The sequence below is a fragment of the Streptomyces sp. NPDC092296 genome, from assembly GCF_044755465.1.
Classification (GTDB): Bacteria; Actinomycetota; Actinomycetes; order Streptomycetales; family Streptomycetaceae; genus Peterkaempfera.
Genome location: NZ_JBIVRB010000008.1, coordinates 127,774 through 146,732 on the forward strand (window position 1 = coordinate 127,774; position 18,959 = coordinate 146,732).

12 protein-coding genes and 1 pseudogene are annotated in these 18,959 nt (G+C 74.1%); 4 read left to right on the forward strand and 9 right to left on the reverse strand.

Annotated features, from left to right (window positions below):
- Positions 1 to 57 precede the first annotated feature (57 nt).
- Positions 58 to 1,386: an MFS transporter gene (locus ACIQGZ_RS19545; RefSeq protein ID WP_402603280.1), complete on the reverse strand. Its 1,329-nt coding sequence runs from the start codon at positions 1,384 to 1,386 to the stop codon at positions 58 to 60.
- A gap of 146 nt (positions 1,387 to 1,532) precedes the next feature.
- On the opposite strand from ACIQGZ_RS19545, the gene ACIQGZ_RS19550 reads away from it, so the two are divergent.
- Positions 1,533 to 2,084, forward strand: coding sequence for a MarR family winged helix-turn-helix transcriptional regulator (locus tag ACIQGZ_RS19550; RefSeq protein WP_402603282.1), 552 nt, complete (start codon positions 1,533 to 1,535; stop codon positions 2,082 to 2,084).
- 418 nt (positions 2,085 to 2,502) lie between these two features.
- Here ACIQGZ_RS19550 and ACIQGZ_RS19555 read toward each other — a convergent pair whose 3' ends face one another.
- From ACIQGZ_RS19555 to ACIQGZ_RS19575, 5 genes and pseudogenes are all read right to left on the reverse strand, one after another.
- A complete protein-coding gene (locus tag ACIQGZ_RS19555) occupies positions 2,503 to 2,838 on the reverse strand; it encodes a YnfA family protein (RefSeq protein ID WP_402603283.1) in 336 nt (111 codons plus the stop codon).
- A gap of 31 nt (positions 2,839 to 2,869) precedes the next feature.
- Complete coding sequence (locus ACIQGZ_RS19560; RefSeq protein ID WP_402603284.1) at positions 2,870 to 3,130, reverse strand: hypothetical protein; 261 nt, start codon at positions 3,128 to 3,130, stop codon at positions 2,870 to 2,872.
- 247 nt (positions 3,131 to 3,377) lie between these two features.
- A pseudogene (locus ACIQGZ_RS19565) lies at positions 3,378 to 3,550 on the reverse strand (3-oxoacyl-[acyl-carrier-protein] synthase III C-terminal domain-containing protein); the annotation flags it as partial.
- A 201-nt stretch (positions 3,551 to 3,751) separates the two neighbouring features.
- Positions 3,752 to 4,258 (reverse strand): flavin reductase family protein, encoded by a 507-nt coding sequence (locus ACIQGZ_RS19570; protein WP_402603285.1) that lies wholly within the window; start codon positions 4,256 to 4,258, stop codon positions 3,752 to 3,754.
- Positions 4,255 to 5,292, reverse strand: coding sequence for an LLM class flavin-dependent oxidoreductase (locus ACIQGZ_RS19575; RefSeq protein ID WP_402603287.1), 1,038 nt, complete (start codon positions 5,290 to 5,292; stop codon positions 4,255 to 4,257). The genes ACIQGZ_RS19570 and ACIQGZ_RS19575 overlap by 4 nt, the downstream gene beginning before the upstream one ends.
- Positions 5,293 to 5,514: 222 nt before the next feature.
- Here ACIQGZ_RS19575 and ACIQGZ_RS19580 point away from each other — a divergent pair, with 222 nt between their 5' ends.
- Genes ACIQGZ_RS19580 through ACIQGZ_RS19590 form a run of 3 tightly spaced genes read left to right on the forward strand, consistent with a single transcriptional unit; the run spans position 5,515 to position 10,524 of the window.
- Entirely contained in the window at positions 5,515 to 6,753 is a 1,239-nt protein-coding gene (locus tag ACIQGZ_RS19580) for a condensation domain-containing protein (RefSeq protein WP_402603288.1), read from the forward strand.
- 49 nt (positions 6,754 to 6,802) lie between these two features.
- The gene (locus tag ACIQGZ_RS19585; protein ID WP_402603289.1) at positions 6,803 to 9,265 is read left to right on the forward strand and encodes an ATP-grasp domain-containing protein; all 2,463 of its coding nucleotides are present in this window, start codon (positions 6,803 to 6,805) and stop codon (positions 9,263 to 9,265) included.
- Positions 9,262 to 10,524, forward strand: coding sequence for an ATP-grasp domain-containing protein (locus ACIQGZ_RS19590; protein ID WP_402603290.1), 1,263 nt, complete (start codon positions 9,262 to 9,264; stop codon positions 10,522 to 10,524). Before ACIQGZ_RS19585 ends, ACIQGZ_RS19590 begins: the two co-directional genes overlap by 4 nt.
- 87 nt (positions 10,525 to 10,611) lie before the next feature.
- Here the strand turns inward: ACIQGZ_RS19590 and ACIQGZ_RS19595 are convergent, their stop codons facing one another.
- Genes ACIQGZ_RS19595 through ACIQGZ_RS19605 form a run of 3 tightly spaced genes read right to left on the reverse strand, consistent with a single transcriptional unit; the run spans position 10,612 to position 18,908 of the window.
- Complete coding sequence (locus ACIQGZ_RS19595) at positions 10,612 to 15,249, reverse strand: condensation domain-containing protein (RefSeq protein WP_402603291.1); 4,638 nt, start codon at positions 15,247 to 15,249, stop codon at positions 10,612 to 10,614.
- Positions 15,249 to 18,683 (reverse strand): amino acid adenylation domain-containing protein, encoded by a 3,435-nt coding sequence (locus ACIQGZ_RS19600; protein ID WP_402603292.1) that lies wholly within the window; start codon positions 18,681 to 18,683, stop codon positions 15,249 to 15,251. The genes ACIQGZ_RS19595 and ACIQGZ_RS19600 overlap by 1 nt, the downstream gene beginning before the upstream one ends.
- 3 nt (positions 18,684 to 18,686) lie before the next feature.
- Positions 18,687 to 18,908 carry an MbtH family protein gene (locus ACIQGZ_RS19605; protein ID WP_402603293.1) on the reverse strand — a complete coding sequence of 74 codons (222 nt, stop codon included), beginning with the start codon at positions 18,906 to 18,908 and terminating at the stop codon, positions 18,687 to 18,689.
- Positions 18,909 to 18,959: the final 51 nt, after the last annotated feature.

Below are 18,959 nucleotides of genomic sequence, written 5' to 3' on the forward strand. Positions count from 1 at the left end.
CCGGCCGGGCGCCCGCGCGGCCACCGGGTACGCCGCCGGGGGCCCGGCGGCGCGTCCTCAGGCCGCGTGCAGTTCGGCGGCGGGCTGCGGCCGTACCGTCCCGGCCACGCCGAGGCTCGGGCGGACGGCGCCGGGTGCGTTGTCCTGGAGCGGGCTGAGCGCCGGGCGCAGCCGGAGTGCCAGCACCACGAGCAGGACCGTGGTCGCGCCCATCGCCAGCAGATAGAGCGGGGAGAGGCCGGCGCCCACCAGCAGCACGCCGGCGGCGGGGCCCAGGGCGATGGCGGTCTGCTTCACCAGTGCGAACGCGGCGTTGTAGCTGCCGAGCAGGTGGGCCGGGGCGAGATCGGCGACCATGGGCCCGAGTGTGGGGGCGAGCAGCGCCTCGCCGACGCCGAACAGCACGTACGTCGTCATCATCCCGCCCACGGCGATCGCCGTGGAGCCGTGCAGCAGCCCGGCCAGCGCGGCGGCGGCCCAGGCGGCCAGCCAGACCGTTCCGGTGGCCACGATGGCGGTGGTCCGGCGGCGGCGGGCGGTGAAGCGGACGACGACCATCTGTAGCAGCACGATGGCGAGGGTGTTGGCGCCGAGGCCGAGGCCGAGCGTGGACGGGGAGATGCCGACGGTGCCGGTGGCGTAGGCGGAGACGCCGGACTCGAACTGCCCGTAGCAGGCGAAGAAGATCAGCGCGGCGAGCGCGCACAGCCGGACCATGGCCCGGTCCCGCAGCAGGGTCCGCAGGTCGGAGCGGCCGCGCTCGGCCGCTCCGGCGTCCGCCGAGGCGGTGCCGGCAAAGGCGGTACCGGCCGACAGGGCCGGGTCCCGGACGGTCCCGGTGACGGCGGCGAGCGCGAGGAACATCAGCGCCTCGATCGTGAACAGCAAGGTCAGGCTGCTCGGGCGGGAGACGTCCACGATCTGGCCGCCGATCAGCGCGCCCACGCCCAGGCCGAGGTTGGCCACGGTGAACTGCACGGCAAAGGCGTGCGCCCGCCGGGCCGGTCCGGTGCAGCGGACGACCATGGTGGCCAGGGCAGGCTGGACGACGGTCGTACCCGCCCCGAAGAGGAAGGCGCCGGCCACGACCGTCCCGCCGGTGGCGGCATGGCCGAAGACCAGCGCGCCGACGGCGGCCAGCAGCGCACCGGCCGTCAGCACCGGGCGCGGTCCGTACCGGTCCAGGCCGGGGCCGGTGAACGGCAGGACGACCAGGGCGGCCAGGGCGTACACCGTGAAGACCAGCCATGCGGTCATCGAGCCCAGCCCGCGCACCTGGGCGACATACACGAACATATAGGGGATCGTGAACCCCGCGCCGAACGAGCTCAGCGCGTTCCCGACCTGCACCCGACGCAGCGCCGCCGCCGACGTCCGGCCTCTCATCCCCCGGAACACCCCGGTACCGCCTTTCCCACCTGTGTGGGCCCGTCCTGAGCCCCGGCTGACTTCAACCGGAAAGATTTAACTCCTAAAGTCTTCTGGATGCAACTTTTGATTGTCGAAGACTTCAGCGTGAGAGACTGTCCGGTATGAGAGATCCCCAGGAGCCTCCCGAAGAACTCGCCATCAGCGAGCAAGTGGCCGTGTACCAGCGCGAGTTCCCGAATGTGGACCCGCAGGTGGAGACGATCGTCTCGACCCTGACGCGGCTGGCCCGGCGGATGTCCGTGGCGTACTCCCGGCATCTGACCGACCTCGGCGTCAGCCCCGCCGACTGGGAGGTCATGAAGGCACTGATCGTGGCCGGCAGCCCCTATCGGCTCGGGCCGGGCGAGCTGGCCAAGCGGATCGGGCTGACCCCGGCGGCGATGACACACCGGGTGGACCGCATGAAGGCGGCGGGGCTGGTCACCCGCAGCCGGGACGAGAGCAACCGGGTCCGGGTCAACATCGAGCTGACCGAGCTCGGCCGGGAGAAGTGGCTGGAGTCGATGCGGATGGCGGCCGTCTTCGAGGAGGCGCTGCTCCAGGACGCCGACCCGGCCGCCCGAGCCGACCTGGCCGCGGCGCTCGGGCGGATGCTGCGGCGGGTGGAGGAGCACCAGCCGGACGCGCTCGGCCGCTGCGACGACCTGGCCTGACGGCGCGCCGGCCGCGCGATGTCCGCCGAGCTCTCGCGCTCGGCGGACATCGCGGGGCCCGGTCGGGCGGTCGGGCGGTCAGGCGGTCAGCTCCGCGTTGGCGCGCTCGGTGACCACGGCGAGGACGCGGCCGTGCCTCTTCCCGGTCGCCTCGGGCTGTTCTGCTCCTCGAAGTACTGGAGGCGTTCGAGTTTCCAGGAGTCCCGGCCTCGGACCTGCGCGTCACGCTCGCGGACGTCGCGCTTGCAGTCCTCTCGGAGCAGCCGCTCGCCCCGGTCGGGCAGCAGTTCCGGAGCATGACAGAGCGACCATGCCCGCCCCCGTTGCTCTCGGCACAATCGACGATCTGCGCATCTCATATCTGACGTCCATACAGGGGGATGCGCGCGGCCTCTCCGCCCGACCCGGCCGGACGGCGCTATCGCCCCCTGGGCGCATACATGATCACGGCCATGCCGATGAGGCAGATGGCGGCGCCGCTGATGTCCCAGCGGTCAGGGCGGTAGCCGTCCGCGACCACACCCCAGGCCAGCGAGCCGGCGACGAACACGCCCCCGTACGCGGCGAGGATCCGGCCGAAGTCGGCATCGGGCTGCAGGGTCGCGACGAAGCCGTAGATGCCGAGGGCGACTACGCCCAAGCCGATCCAGGCGACTCCTCTGTGTTCGCGGGTGCCTTGCCAGACCAGCCAGGCACCACCGATTTCGAAGAAGGCGGCAGCGATGAAGAGTGCGACGGAGCGGGCGACGAGCACAGCGATCGGATCTTCCGTGTCGGGGCGGGGCTCAGGGAGCCGGGGCGAAGAGAGCCGCGAGCCTTGTTGCGTCTTCGGCGGGAGAGCGGACCTCCAGGTGGACCATGCCATGGTCCAGGTGGAGCCGGAAGTCGAAGGAGGGGCTGCACCGCTGCTCCGCGACTGCCGGCTCGGTGAGGACAGCCGCCCGCTCCATGGGCACCGTGAGCCGCATCCCCTCGGGGATGGGATAGAGCTCGACGTCCACCGGTCGTCGTCCGACCGGGCTGGAGAGGAACCCTCGGTTGGCCATGACCGGTTACCTCACATCGGCGCGTTGTGCCCGGTATGTCGAGCCGGCTGTCCGCCGACGGCACAGGGCCGGGGATGGGCCGCTCGGCGGCGACTGCTGCCGCACAGCCTGACCGCGTCCGCTCGGCACGCTCGGCACGAGGTCAGGTGGGCGGCTGCCGCCTCGCTTCGCCGTCCGTCGCGGATCTCATGGCTCGGTCCCCGCTCGCCCGCCTGGGACGGCCGCTTTCGGCCGCGCGGCGTCGCGGTCAGGGGAGCGTCACCACCTGGGCGCGGCGGCCGGGCCCCGAGCCGAAGCCGATCAGCAGGGCCGGCCGCCCCGACAGCCTTCGGCCCGCAGCGATTCCAAGGCGAGCGGTATCGACGCGGCGGAGGTGTTGCCGGCCGGGACGATGTCCCGCGCCACGCGTACCTGGTCCGGCGTCACCCCGGCGGCGGCCGGCGCCACCGTCTCCAAGGTCTCGTCGGGCCGGGCGAAGTACCGGTCCACTCGTCCGAGGAGTCGAGGCGGCGGCAGACCCCGGTGATTCTCGTGTGCCGCGAGGGCTCTCCGTGTGCGTGGTCGGGCATCGGTGCCGTCAGCCCGGGTGGGCGTCGTCGTCGCTCCGTCCGACCGGGGTGCCTACCCGGCGAGCGTGCGGTACCGGCTGCCGTGGAAGACCAGCGGCGGGGCCTGCGGATCGACGCCCATGACGTGCACCCGCAGCAGGACGATGGTGTGGTCCCCGGCGCCGATCTCCCGCTCGATCGAGCAGTCGAACCAGGCGCTGGCGCCGCCGAGCAGCACGGCGTCCTCGCCGGTCCGGTGCCACTCCAGCCCGGCGAAGCGTTCGACGCCGCGGGTGGCCAACTGCCGGCTGACCCCCTCCTGGGCTCCGCTGAGCACACTGACCCCGAGGCGGGCGGCGCGGCGCAGCCGGGGCCACGTCCTCGAGGTGAGCGCGGCGCAGACGGAGACCAGCGGCGGGTCCAGTGACACCGGGATGAAGGAGGAGGCGGTCATGCCGACCGGTTCGCCGTCGACCAGCGCCGCCAGGGCCGTCACGCCGGTCGGGAAGGCCCCGAAGACCCGGCGCAGCGCGGTCGGGTCGGGGGTCTGGTCCACCAGGGCGACGGCGTCGGCGCTCACCGCTCCGCCGATGTGGTGCCCGGTCCGGCGAGACGGGCCAGCGCGCCGGCGAAGACCGCTGACACTGCGGCGTAGTCGTGGTCGTCGCGCGCCGTGTCCATGATGAACGTCCGGCATCCGCCGTCGAGGTACCGCATGATCTCCCCTTCGACCTTCTCATGGCTGCCGACCAGGTAAGGGCAGTACGTCGCGTAGTTGAGGAAGGGCCCCATCCAGTACGGGCTGTCCGGGCCGCCGGGGAACTCGTCGGCGGCGGACAGGCGCTCGACCCAGTGCGAGTCCGAGACGCTGCGGGCCGCCCGCTGGGCGAGCCGGCCCGCTCGGCTGGCCGGGAAGCGCTCCTGTGCCACGGCCCACGCCTCCCGGTCGGTGTCGCGGGCGATGATGCCGAGGCGTACGCCGCCGCCCCGCAGGTCGTCGCGTGTTCCCTCCCCGGGGGCGGCCGACGGCTCCGGGTAGCGCACGGGGATGGCGCCGAGGGTCTCGGCCGCCTGCTGTCCGGCCTTGGAGGAGCCGGAGATGTACAGTTCGGGCCGCAGGTGCGCGGGGAGTGCGGGGACCAGGGGCGGCGTACGCAGCCGGTAGTAGGCGCCCTCGAAGGTCACCGGGCCGGAGTCGGCCAGCAGTCGCCCGATCAGCTGGGCGTATTCGGTCAGCCGTAGGTACCGTTCGTCGTGGGCGGTGTGGTCGCCGAGGGCCGCGAGGTCGCCGACGGCGCCTCCCGCCACCAGGTTGAGGGCGATGCGGCGCCCGTACAGGGACCCATAGGTCGCGATCTTCTTCGCGATGGCGTAGGGATGCGCGTACACGGGTTGCAGCGCGACCAGCGGTGCGAAGTCCTCCGTGACCGCGAGCACCTCCTGCGCGACGACCCAGGGATCGACGGTGTTGTTGTCGGAGTAGACGAGGGCGCCTCCGAAGCCCGCCGCCTCCGCGTGCCGCGCGGCCCGCCGGACCGTCTCCAGGTAGTCGCCGGGATGCGCGGGCGGCGGAATCGTCGCGAACAACCGCAGGTCTGGCGCTTCTTCGGCCACGGAGCCACCTCTTCTCGTCGGCCCGATCGAGCATGGGGGTCGTCCCCACGTTAGGGCGCACCCGGTGGTGCGCCTCCAGGTAGCGCGCAGGCAACTTTGCTGCCTGCTGTCGGCCGGTCGGAAGCTGCCGCCTACTTGCCTGTTCCGATCGGAGCGGCCGTCCTAGGCTGACGCGGCATCACTCGTGGCGAGTCGAGCGTCTGTGAACGAACGGAGTCGTCCGTGCCTGAGCCCGCCCAGTTGTCCTACGGTCAGCTCTCCGTCTGGCGCGATGTCCGGGGGCTGGGCAGAGATCGCTGGCACGAGGCGAACACCCGGACGATCTGGCGGCTGTCCCCGGACGAGGAGCATGGCGTCCGGGAGGTCGAGGACGCCATCCTCTCGCTGGCCGGACGGCATGAGTCGCTGCGGACCGTGTACGGGCTGACGGACCCGTTCGCGCCGACGCAGCGGGTGCTGCCGTCCGTCGGCGAGGTGGACTCCGGCGTGGTCGAGTGCCGGCCCGAGGAGTTCGACGCCGTCCTCACCGAGCTCGCGGCCGGGCCCTTCGACCTGCGCACCGCGCCGAGCTGGCGGTGCCGCATCCTGACCCAGGGCGGTCGTCCCCGCTCGGTGGTGATGGTCAAGCACCACATCACGGCGGACGGCTGGAGCAACGGCGTCCTGAAGTCGGATTTCCACACCGCCCTGCGCTCGGGGGCCCCGGTCGACGCCCCGGCCCCGCCGACCGCGCGGGAGCTGGCCGCCTGGCAGCGCTCGGACGGCGGACGGGCGCGCCGGGCCGCGCTGATCGCGTACTGGGAGCGGATCTTCGGCCTGGCCGCCGCCCCGCTCCGCAGGGCCTCGCCCGACGAGGCGTTCCAGTGCACCGTCCGGTCCCGGCGGGCGTACGGGCAGGCCCGGAGACTCGCGGATCGGCTCTCCGTTCCGCTCTCCAGCGTGGTGCTGGCCGCGTTCGCCTGGACGGTGGCGCGGGCCGCCGGGCCGGGCACCCTGGTCGCCCAGCTGATGTCCTCCAACCGCTTCACCCCGCCGTGGAAGAACGTGATCAGCTCGATGAACCAGTGGACGGCGGCGGCGGTCACCGCCGCTCCGGAGGAGTTCCCGCCGTTCCTCGGCCATGTGCACGCCCAGAGCCTGCTGGCCTACCGGCACGGGATGTACGACGTGGACGAGGTCGACGCCGTACGCGACCGGGTCCGCGACGGCCGCGAACCCTACGAGGCGACCTGCGCGTTCAACTTCCTCGCGGACGCCGCGCCGCCGCCCGACGCCGCCCCGGAGTCCGGACTGCTCTGGGAGGTGCCCTTCTCCCGGATCGGGCACCCCTGCTACCTGCGGGCCACGGACGAGGGCGGCGAGACGCTGGAACTGCGGCTGCGCACCATGGGCATCGCGGACACGCTCACCCGGGACCTGCTCGAAGGGACCGTCGCCCGACTGTCGGACGCCGCCCCCTGAACCAGCCCACCACCTTCCGATCCGGGCCCGACGGCCCATGGAGTCGCCTGTGCCTGCCCATGTGATCGTCCTCCACCGTTGGACCGACTCCTACGCCGACTACGCCTCCTACCTCGACCACTCCGCCCACCGGGTCAGCTATGTGACCACGCCGCAGGGCAGGGCGGCGCTCCCCGCCTCGGCCGCCGCCGTCTCGACCGTGCCGAGCACCGAGGACCGTACCGCTGTACGGACCGCCGTCGACCGGCTCATCGCGCGGCACGGGACGCCCACCCGGATCATCGCCCTGCACGAGGTGGACCTGGACGTCGCCGCGGAGCTGCGCGAGGCGCTCGGGATACCCGGCGACACGCCGGCCCGGCTGCACCCCTTCCGCGACAAGCTGGCCATGGCGCGGCGGCTGGCCGAACGGGGCGTCCCGGTGCCCGCCGCCGAGCCGGCCCCGGACCACCGGGCGGTCGCGGACTTCGCACGGCGCCACGGCTGGCCGGTGATCCTCAAGCCGGTGCGCGGCACGGCGAGCACGCATGTCTGCCGGCTCGACGGGACCGCGCAGCTGGACGCGTACGTCTTCCCCCCGGGCGTCCCGGTCCTGGTGCAGTCGTACCTGCCGCACGAGATCCTGCACATCGACGGGGTCGCCGCCGACGGCGAGCTGCGGGTCTGGCGCGCGTCGCGGTACGTCAACACCTGCCTGGACTTCACCCGGGGCGATGCGCTCGGCTCGGTCGAGATCGACGACCCGGTGCTGCTCAAGGCCGTCGGGGTGTTCGCCCGGCGGGCCGTGCTCGCGATGTCGTCCGACCCCTGGGTGTTCCACCTGGAACTCTTCGCCTCCTACGACGACCCCGACCCGGCGTTCCACGTCCTGGAGGTGGGCGCCCGGCCGGGCGGCGCCGAGGTCCCGTTCCTCTGGCGCGAGGTGCACGGCGTCGACCTGATGGCCGCCGCCGTCGATGTGCAGCTGGGCCGGCCGCTGCCCGCGTACTCCCTCCCGGCGGACCCGGCCGACGGCGGGGGCGAGTGCGGCGGCTGGCTGCTGGTCCCCACGCCCGCCGCGCGCCCGTGCCGCGTCCGCGCGGCGACGCCGCAGACGGCCCTGAAGGACGGCCCGTACGCGGAGCGCCTGCCGGCCCCGGGCCGCTATCTGGCGGACCTCCCCGGCTATGAGCACTCGGGGGCGCGCTTCCGGTTCCGCGGCCGCACCGCCGCCGACGTGGAGCGGGCGATCACCCGCACGGTCTCCCGCTTCGACTTCCGCTGCGAGCCGGTCGACGCGACCCGGCCGCCCCGGGTGGTCATCGTCGGTACCGGTGGGCGCGCGTACCGGGAGTACGCGCTCGCGGACGCGGCGGCGCACTGCCGGGTGTCGACGGTCAACGACACGCCCGCCGGCTGGGAGCTGCCGTACCTGGTCGAGCACCGGGTCACCGACACCCAGGACGTCGACGCGCTCACCCGGGCCGTGGCCGAGGTCCTGGACGGGGACAGCGGCCCGGCCGGCCTGCTCACCTGGAGCGAAGTGCTGCTGGAGCGGACCGCCGAGACGGCCGCGCGGCTGGGGCTGCCGCACCTGACCCCGGAGGCGGTCCGCAACTGCCGCGACAAGCTGCGCACCCGGCGCCTGCTGGAGCAGGCCGGGCTGCCGTCCGCGCGCTACGCGGTCGCGCACGGCCTCGACGAGGCCCGCGAGGCGGCGGCCCGGATCGGGTATCCGGTGGTGGTCAAGCCCCGTGCCCTGGCGGGCAGCAGCGGCGTGGTGCTGGCCGGTACGCCCAGCGAACTCGCCGAGGTCCACCGGCATGCGCGGGAGGCCGCCTTCACGGGCCTCGATCCCCTCGACGGCCTGCTGATCGAGGAGTACCTGGACGGGCCGGAGATCAGTCTGGACAGCGTGGTCGTCGCGGGCGAGGTGCACTGCGTCAATCTGGCGAGGAAGCGGCTCGGCTATCCGCCCTTCTTCGAGGAGATCGGGCATCTGGTCTCCCCGTGGCGGCAGGAGGCGTGGGCCGACGAGCTGATCGACACCGTCACGCGCGTCCACGCGGCGCTCGGGGTGACGGCCGGGGTGACCCATGCCGAGCTGCGGCTCACCCGGCACGGGCCGCGCCTGGTGGAGCTCAACGGGCGGCTCGGGGGCGACTACATTCCGCTGCTCGGCCGGCTGGCCACCGGCATCGACCTGACCACGGCCGCCGTCGACGCCTCGCTCGGCGTGCTGCCCGCGCTGCGGCCGACCCGGGAACGCTGCGCCGAGGTGCGGTTCCTCTACCCCGAGCGGGACGGCACGGTGCGGCGGCTGGATGTGTCCGGCGCGCGCGAGGTGCCGGGCGTGGAGCGAGTGGTGGCCCTGGCGGAGGCCGGGCAGCAGCTGCTGCTCCCGCCGCGCGGTGTGGTGCCGAGGCTGGCAGCGGTCATCGCCACCGGAGGTGACGCCGCCGCCTGCGACAGCGCCCTGGACGAGGCGATGAGCCGGATCGACGCAGCAATCACCCCCGCCGAGGAGGCGTGAACACGGACATGGAGTTCCCCGAGGTCACCCATGTGGTGTTGGGATTCAGCATCGGCCTGCTGAACCAGCTGGACCGGGTGCTGCCCGCCGGCTCGGTCCTGGTGCTGGAGGAGCCCGCGCTCTGCGCGGCGCGGGACGTGGCGCAGCAGCTCACCGGGTTCGGCTGCGCGGCGGGGCTGGTGGAGGCCCCGGTCCAGGACACGGCGAACGCCGCGCGCCTCGCGGAGCACATCGAGCGGCCGGCCACGGTCCGCGCGGTGCTGCCCGGCCTGGAGTACACGGTGGTTCAGGCCGCTGAGCTGGCCGCGGCCTGGGGGCTGCCGAACGGCGGCCCCCGGGCCGTCCGCGCCTTCCGCGACAAGTCGCTGCTGCGGGAGACCGTCCGGCGGCAGGGCGTCGAGCAGCCGGACTGGCAACGGGTCGACGGCCCGCAGGACGTCGCCCGCTTCCGCGACGGGCACGGCGGTGAGTGCGTCCTGAAGCCGACGCACCTGGAGGGCAGCGCCGGCATCCAGCTCCTGGGCCCCCAGGACGACATCGACGAGGCGTGGAAGCGCACGGAGGCCGCCGACGAGGTGCACTTGCGCACCGCGCAGGCGGGCCGCCCCGGCTATGTGGTCGAGGAGTGGCTGCACGGGCCGGAGTTCAGCATCGAGGCCCTGGTGTACGAGGGCGGCATCGCCTTCCTCAACACGACGGAGACGCAGCTCTTCCCCGGCCGGCACCCGGTCGAGCGCGGCCACATCGTGCCGGCCCCGGTCCAGGACGCGGCGATGGAGCAGGCCATGCGGCGGCTCGTCGCCGCGACGGGCTTCCGCAGCGGCATCCTGCACGCCGAGTGGATTCTGCGGGACGGCGAGCCCCATCTCCTCGAATGTGCGGCCCGGCTCCCCGGGGACTACATCCCGTTCCTGATCGCCCTCGCCTACGACAGCGACCTGATACGCGGCTTCCTCGATGTGCTCGAAGGGCGGCCGCCCACCATGGCGAAGGCCCCGGTCCGGGGCGCGGCGGTCCGCTTCCTGGACGCGGCCCCGGGCATCGTGCGGGAGGTCCGGGGCCTGGACGCCGCCCGGACCCTCCCCGGGGTGGTGGACATCTGGCTGTTCGCCGAGCCGGGCCACTCGGTGGAGCCGGTGACGAACTCGTGGTCGCGCTTCGGTGAGGTGGTGGCGGTCGGCGCCGACCGGGCGGAGGCGGCGGCCAACGCCCTGGCGGCCGCCACGGCCGTCGAGATCGTCACCGGTCCGCTGCCGTAGCGGGACGCGCGGCGGCGTTCGGCCGACAGAGCCGGGGCCGGTGTCGACGTGGTGTCGACACCGGCCCCGGCTCTCGCGTCCGCCCGGTCAGTGCTCCGCCTCGCGGAACTCGCAGATCTGCTCCCAGAGCATCCGGGGGGTCCGGAACATGTCGATGACCTGGAAGTCATCGGGGATGACGATGTCGTAGAGCTGTTCGATGGCCACGATGAGGCCCACGGTGGCCATCGAGCTGAGGCCGGCGTCGGCCAGCGGCACATCCGGTTCGAGGTCGCCGTCGTAGGACGCCTCGGCCAGCGCGTCCCGCAGCAGGGCGTCGAACTGGTCGTCCCAGGGCCTGGCCTCCGGCCCGTCGGCCGGCTCGGCGCTCTCGGGCGGCTCGGGGAGGCGGTCCAGGTCGACCGTACCGGACTCCGTCAGCGGCCAGTCGTCCACCGGGACCAGGACGTCCGGGATGAGCGGGCGCGGCAGTCTGCGCTCGGCGAGCGCCCGGCGGATCTCGTCCGGGGCGAACTCCTCGCCCGCCGCGATCCGGACGTAGCCGACCAGCCGCTGCCTGGCGTGGGCCGGGTCCGGTCGCTCGACCACCCGGCAGTCCAGCACCGAGGGGTGGCGGCCGAGCAGTTCCCGAGTCCGGTAGGGGCCGACCGGGCCCATGGGCTCCAGCCGCCCGTCCCGGCCGACCCGGGCCAGCCGGCCGGTACGGTACGGCGGTTCGCCGCCGTCATTCGCGCCCCCGTCCCAGGCGCCCCCGTCCCAGGCGCCCCCGTCCCAGGCACCCCCGACGCAGACCTCCCCCACCACGCCGACGGGCAGCCGGCGCTGCCGGGCGTCGACGACCCGCAGGCTGAGGCCGCGCGGCGGCGCGCCGTCGAAGGCCACCGCTCCGACCAGGCCGTCGGCTCCCAGGGTCTCGATCACCGTCGCCCGGGAGCGCAGCCCGGCCGCGACGGCCGGTCCGGCGGGGACGTCGCCGTCGAGGAGCACCGTGATCGGCCGGGGAGAGTAGTCCAGCACGCGCTCCGCGACGAGTGGTGTCGTCTGAAGGTGCGTCACCAGCCCTGCGGAGATCAGGGCCTTCATCTCGGGCAGCGCCTCGGGCAGCGGGCCGGTGGTGAGGACGGCGGTGCCTCCGGAGGTCAGCGCCGCCAGCAGCTCGGTCAGTCCCGCCGTGCTCGTCGGCGCGCCGGCGCACAGCCAGGCTGATCCCCGGTCCGAGTCGGCGCCGCGCGCGTGGAGTTCGCTGTGGAGCCGTTCCACCGCGCGGGCCAGCGCGCGGTGGGACAGGGGTGTGCCCGAGCCGGGGGGCAGGACGCAGGCCGTGTCGGCGGGCAGCGCCGCGGGTCGGCCGACCACGGGGAGGTTTCCCGCGTCGGGGCTGTCGGGGCCGTCCGCCGCCGGGGTGAAGGCGGCGCCGACCCGCCAGACGGCGAGCAGGGCGGCGACGGTGCCGGGGGAGCGCTCGGACCCGACCGCGACCAGGTCGCCCGGTCCGATGCCGCGTGCGCGCAGGCCACGGGCGATGTCGTCCGCGCGGGCGTCGAGCTGCCGATAGGTGAGCACCTGGGCGCCGCAGCGCACCGCGAGGTCGCCGGGGTGCTCGCGCGACGCCCGAGCGAAGGCCTCGGTGACGGGGAGCGGCTGACGCGTCGGCTCCGTTCCGCCGCCGTCCAGGGCGCCGAGGATCTCCCGTTCCGGTGCGGGGAGGCAGGCGGCCTGGGCGTTCCCGTCCGGGCCGAGGGACATCCGCTCCAGCACGGTGCGGTAGAGGGCGATGAGCCGGTCGGCGGCCTCGCGGCTCAGGCGGTGGCTGGTCGTGTTGAGCTTGAGGACTCCCGAGATGGTGAAGACGTGCAGCGCGAACTCGTTGTCGTTGTCGTTGTAGGTGGCGTCCCAGTCCATCAGGCTCTTGTCGACCTGGCGGAAGTCGAGGTAGTTGAAGAACACGTCCAGCAGCCGGCCGCCGGGGCCGAACTCCTGCTGGATGACCTGCATCGGGAAGACGCGGTGCGGCCAGAGCGCGGTCAGGCCGTCGTAGACCGCCCGGACCAGCTCGCCCCAGGTGCGCGCTTCGGCGGGCATGGCGAACGGCAGCGTGTTGAGGTACATGCCGAGGACCTGGTCCGCGCCGACGACCTCGGGCCGCGCGTCGCACACCAGCCCGGTGTAGAAGTCCTCGGTGGCGACGACCATGCTCATGACCTTCATATGCGCGGCCAGCAGCACCGCCTTCATCGAGGTGCCCGTCTCGGTCGCCAGCCTGCGCAGGTCCTCCTCCAGGTCCCGGAAGTCCAGGCCGTGCTGGTACCGCTCGCGGGCCAGCGCCCGGTCCCCCTGCCAGGCCGAGGGCAGCGCGGTGTCGGTCCGGCCCTCGACCACACCGCGCCAGAAGTCCCGGTCCTCCTGGGAGCCGCGCGCCGCCGCCTCCGCCGCGACGTAGTCCGCGTAGCGGAAGGGCACCGGCTCGGGCTCGGCGGGGGTGCGGCCCGCGCGGATCTCCCGGTAGCCGGTGAGGATCTCCATCAGCATCGTGTGGAAGCTCCAGCCCTCCAGGATCGGGTGGCACTCCGTGATGGTGATCCACCACTCCCCCGCGACCTCGGCGCGGTGGCCGTGCACCCGGATCAGCGGTGCGCCGGTGATGTCCATCGGCGACCGGCGTTCCCGGGCCGCGTACTCCTCCAGCGCCAGCCGCCAGCCGTCCGGGCCGAGCACGCCGTGGTCGGTCACCCCGACGTCGATCCGGGCAGCGCGGTGCACCAGCTGGAGCGGCACGGAGTAGCGGTTCAGCTCGAAGCTGGTCCGCAGGACCTCGTGCCGGTCCACGACCAGCTGGGTCGCCCGCTGGAGCGCGGCCGGGTCCAGCGGCTCGTCGTCGCGGATCAGGTACGACGTGGTGTCCTGGTAGGTGTTGACGTCGGGCCGGGCCCGCAGCTCGATGAGCATGCCGAGCTGGGTCGCGGTCAGCGGGTAGGCGTCCACCACGTCCGGCGGCAGGGCGCGGCGGTCCTCCGGGGCGAGCAGCGCGAACGGCGCCACCGCGGCGGGCCGGCTCGCACCGCCCTCGGCGTCGGGCGCCTGCTGCGCGCACCACTCGGACAGCTCCTCGATGCTCTGGTAGGCGAAGATGTCGGTGGCCGACACCTCCAGGCCCGCCGCCCGCAGCCGGCCGGCCAGCGCCACGGCCCGCAGCGAGTCGCCGCCGATGTCGAAGAAGTTGTCCTGCGGGCCGACCTTGTCCAGCTCCAGCACCTCGGCCCAGATGCGGTGCATGGTGTCGGTCAGCGCGGCTAAGGACCCGGCGGTGGCCGGTGCCTGGTCGCGGGGGGCGCTCACGGCAACCGGCTCGGCGGCGGGCCGCGCGCGGGCGGCGGGGATCGGCTCGTGCGGGCGGCCGACCAGGGTGTCGAGCAGCGCTGCCCAGTCCGTGGCCCAGGCCCGCGCGGTCTGCTCGTCGATCACGGCGGCGGCGTATTCGAGCCGCGCGAAGAGCCGGTCGGTGGACGCGGTGACATGCAGCGTCAGGTCGAACTTGGCGTCGGGCGCGACGGCCACCCCGACCCGCTCGGCCGGCAGGCCGGCGAGGCTGAAGCCGCCGTCCGCGTCGGCGCCCTCCATGTCGAACGCCGCCTGGAACAGCGGGTTCCCGTCCAGCCCCCGGGCCGGGTTGACCTCGTCCACCACCCGCTTGAACGGTACGATCCGGTGGTCGAAGGCGTCCAGGACGGCCGCCCTGACCTGGGTGACCACCTCGGCGAAGCACAGGCCCGCCGTGGGCCGCGCCCGTACGGCGACCGTGTTGACCGCGTAGCCGAGCAGCCCGTCCAGGTCGGGCAGCCGGGTGGAGACCGGCGTCCCCACCGTCACATCGTCGCTGCCGGTGAGCTGGGAGAGCATCACATGGTAGGCCGCCAGCATCACCATGAACGGGGTCGCGCGGTTGGCCGCCGCCAGGGCGACGACACCCTCGGCCGTCTCGGGCCGGATCGCCAGCTCGACGGCGCCGCCGCGCCGGTCGGGGCGGGCCGGACGCGGCCGGTCCAGCGGCAGCGGCAGATCGCGGGCGCCGCTGAGCGCGCCGCGCCAGTAGTCCAGGTGCGGGCGGAGCGCGGCGTCCGTGGTCCGGGCCCGCTCCCACGCGGCGAAGTCGGCGTACTGGACCTCCGGCTCCGCCAGGCCCGACGGCGCCCCGGAGACCTCTGCCGCGTAGAGCGCCGCCAGCTCCCCCGTGATGATCCGGTAGGACTCGCCGTCGCCCGCGATGTGGTGCATGGTGACGACCATCAGGTGCAGCTCCGGCTCGACCGCGATCACCGTGACCCGCAGCGGCTGGTGCCGGGTCAGGTCGAACGGGCGGCGCCGCTCCCAGTCGGCGATCTGCTCGGCGCGCTCCTCGCGGTGCCCGGCCGGCTCCTCGGCCAGGTCGATGACGCGCAGCGCGAAGGGCGCGGGCGGGTCGATGAGCTGGCAGGGTTCGTCATCGAGCTGCTGGTAGCGGGTCCGGAGGATCTCATGGCGGTGGACGACCCGCTCCCAGGCCCGGCGCAGCGCCTCGACGTCCAGGTGTCCCGAGAGCCGGAACGTCCAGTTCATCAGGTAGGCGCGGCTCGTAGGGGCGAGCTGGTGCAGCAGCCACATCTGCTGCTGGCCGGAGGAGAGCGGCAGCGGTCGGTTCCGGTCCGCCCGCTCGATCGTCCGCGTTCGCTGAGCCGGTGCGGCCACCATCACATGTCCCTCTCTGTCGAGTCACCGTGCCGGGCGGGGGCGTCCGGCTGCGCCGGGCCGAGCTCCTGGACCTCCCGGGCGAGGTCGCTCGCCGTCGGCCGGTCGAAGAAGGCGCGCATGGACACCTCCACCCCGAAGGCGGTCTGGATCTGCCACAGCAGGCGCGCGGCGAGCAGCGAGGTGCCGCCTCGGGCCATGAAGTCGTCGTCCGGGCCCAGGTCCTCCTGCTGGAGCAGGTCGCGGATGAAGCCGAGGATGGTCTCCCGGGGCGTGTCCGGGTCCGTGGCCGGCTGCGGCGCCTCCTGGGGTTCGTCCAGTCCGGCCGCGCCGATCTCCAGGTCGGGGTCGGCCGCGAACCGTTCGGCCAGGGCGCGCAGCCGCCCGGCCAGACCGGCCGCCGCCGCCTCGTCGTAGAGCGCCGAGGAGTATTCGAGGGCTCCTCCGTAGCGTCCGTCGGGGTACGGCCACAGGGTGAGCGCCAGGTCGGTCCGGGAGACCTTCCAGGCCCGGCCGAGCAGTTCCAGATCGCGTTCCCGTGGGACCTGCCCGATCAGCTCGTCGCCGGTGAGCGAGAACAGGTTCTGGAACAGCGGGGTGCGGGAGTGCTCGCGGGACGGGGCGACGGCGTCGGCGACGGCTTCGAAGGGGGCGGCGTGCCGGGCGAAGGCTTCCCGGCAGGTCTGCTCGACCACGGCCACCGCTTCGGCGAAGGGCAGGTCGGGGGTGAGCCGGGGGCGCAGCACGACGGTGTTGAGGAAGAGTCCGACCAGGCTGTGCAGCTCCGGGCGGGTGCGCCCGGCGTGCGGGGTGCCGACGCCGAAGTCCCACTGGCCGGCGGCCCGCGCGAGCGCGACCGTCCAGAGGGTCAGGAAGACCACGTACGGGGTGGCGCCGGTGCGGCGGCCGAGGGCGAGCAGCGCGTCGACGGGCTCGGCGGGCAGCTCGATGACCACGCCGCTGCCGTCGATGCTGCGGTGGGTCGCGCGCTCGCGGACCGTCGGGAGTTCCAGCGGGGGCAGGTCGGCCAGCGTCTCGCGCCAGTAGTCGAGCTGGTCGGCCAGCAGGTCGTCGGTCAGCTGCGTCCTGAGCCACGCGGCGGCGTCGGCGTAGCGCAGCGCCGGCTGGGGCAGGGCCGGCTCGCGGCCGTCCCGCAGCGCCGCGACCGTCTCGTGCAGCTCCTGTTCGAGCAGCCGGGAGGACCAGCCGTCACCGATGATGTGGTGGCAGACCAGGAGCAGCAGTTGCTCGGGCCCGCCGTCGCGGACCAGGGCGGCCCGGAACAGCGGCGCGGACGCCAGGTCGAAGCCCTCGCCGAGCTGTTCGGCGACGATGTCCGCGACCTGCGCGGGCGTCGTCTCGACCGTGCGCAGCGTGACCGGGACGCCGGCGGCGGGCTCGACCACGGCGGTCAGGCCCTGGGCGTCCATCACATACCGGGTGCGCAGGGCGTCGTGGCGCCGCACCAGCCGGGCCACCGCGTCCTCGATCAGCTCGGCGGGCACCTCGGCGGGCAGCCAGACGAGGATGGGGAGCAGGTATTCGCGGTTGCGGGGGTCCATCCGGTCCTGTACCCAGAAGCGCTCCTGCGCGTGGGAGAGCGGCAGCCGGGCGCCGGCCGGCGGCGGGGTGATGGGCTGGGCCCGCGAGGCCCTGCTGAGCAGTTGCGCCTGCTGCCGCGCGGTCGACGCGTAGTGCAGGTCGCGCAGCTCCACCGCGAGCCCGGACGCCCGGGTGAGCTCGGCCGCGAGCCGGGTCAGCAGCAGCGAGTGGCCGCCCAGGCGGAAGAAGTCGTCGTCGGGGCCGATCTCGTCGGCTTCGAGCAGCTGCCGCCAGGCGGCCAGCACGATGCGCTCCTCGGCGGTCTGCGGCGCCGGGGAGTCGGGCCGGGGCGCGGTGGACCAGTCGGGCTCGGGCAGTCGTGCCCGGTCGGTCTTGCCGCTGCTGGTGCGGGGCAGCGTGTCGATCTCGGTGACGAGGGCGGGTACCAGGGCGGGGGGCAGCCGGTCGCGCAGGTAGGCGGCCAGGCCCTCGGCCACCCCGGGCCGCGAGGTGACGGCCCAGGCCGCCAGGCGCCGGGTGCCGTCGGGGCCGTCGACCGCGCGGACGGCGGCCGCCACCACCTCGGGGTGGGCCTCCAGGGCCGCCTCGATCTCGCCGGGTTCGATGCGCACGCCGTTGACCTTCAGCTGGGCGTCGGCCCGCCCGATGAAGTCGAGGGTGCCGTCGGCGCGCTGCCGTACGAGGTCGCCGGTGCGGTACATCCGGGCGCCGGGCGGGCCCGCGCTGTCCGGCAGGAAGCGCTCGGCGGTGCGCGCCGGGTCCCCGTGGTAGCCCCGGGCGACGCCGGGACCGCACAGGCAGAGTTCGTGGACCGGCTCCTCGTCGGTCCCGCCGTCCGCCGGGAGGAGCAGGACGCGTGCGTTGTCGATGGGCCGTCCGATCGGTACGGCCCCGGTGGGCTGGGCGGGGTCGAAGCGCTGCGCCAGGGCGTCGATGGAGCACTCGGTGGGGCCGTAGGTGTTCCAGATCTCCACGTCGGCCTGGGCCAGGACGCGCCGGCAGAGCTCCGCGTGCAGCGGCTCGCCGGCGGAGCAGATCACCCGCAGGGTCTTGCAGGAGGCCAGTTCCGGTTCGGCGGCCAGCAGCCGCAGCATGGTGGGGACGACCTGCACCACGGTGGCCCGCTGCTCGCGGATCGAGGCGACGAGTTCGGCGGGGTCGCGTCCCGCGTCGGGGCGGCCGAAGGTCACCGGTCCACCGCAGATCAGCGGGCCGAAGATCTCCCAGCCGGCCGCGTCGAAGGTGAGCGGGGTCTTCTGCAGGACCCGTTCGTCCGCGTTGAGGCCGAGGGCCCGCACGCCCCACCGCACCCGGTTGGCGATGCCCGCGTGCTCGACCACGACGCCCTTGGGCACGCCGGTGGAGCCGGACGTGAAGATCATGTAGGCGGCTTGACGCTCACCGGTGGCGCGCGGCGGGGTGTCGGGGTCCCCGGCCTCGCGGAGCCGGGCGACCGGGTGGGGGGTCGTCCAGGGGGCCAGCTCCGCTCCGCTCGCGGCCCACGCCTCGTCCACGATGGTGTGGTGCGCGCCGGCCGCTTCGACGATCTGCCGCAGCCGGCCGGGCGGGGCGAAGGGGTCGAGCGGCAGGTAGCAGCCGCCGGCCAGCCAGATGCCGAGCAGCGCTTCGACCAGTTGCGGGCCGGGGGCCATCAGGACGGCGACGACCGACTCGCGCTCGACGCCGAGCGCGGCGAGGGCTCCGGCGATGCGGCGGGCCGAGCGTTCCAGTTCCGCGTAGCTGACCTCGTCGGTACCGGAGAGGATCGCGGGCGCCGTGGGGTGCTCCCGGGCTTGGTCCAGGAAGAGGTCCGGCAGCAGGGGGTCCGGCAGCGGGCGGTTCGGCAGCGGGCGGTTCGGCAGCAGGGGGTTCATCGGCTACCTCGACTCGATCGACGCGGGGCGCTGCTCGCCACGGACGCTGAGCGGGCGCAGGTCCGTCCAGACCGAGGCGATGTGCTCCAGGCACTGCTCCCGGCCGCCGGTGAATCCGGCCGCGCGCCAGCCGGCCGGCGGCTCGCGGTGCGCTTCCCAGATCGAGTACTGCTCCTCGTCGTTGACCACTACCTGGTACGTCCTGTCCACGGCCGTATCGCTCACCGGTTCCTGCTTTCCTGGGCGCTTCGAAGGGGCGGGGTTGGGTCGCGGGCC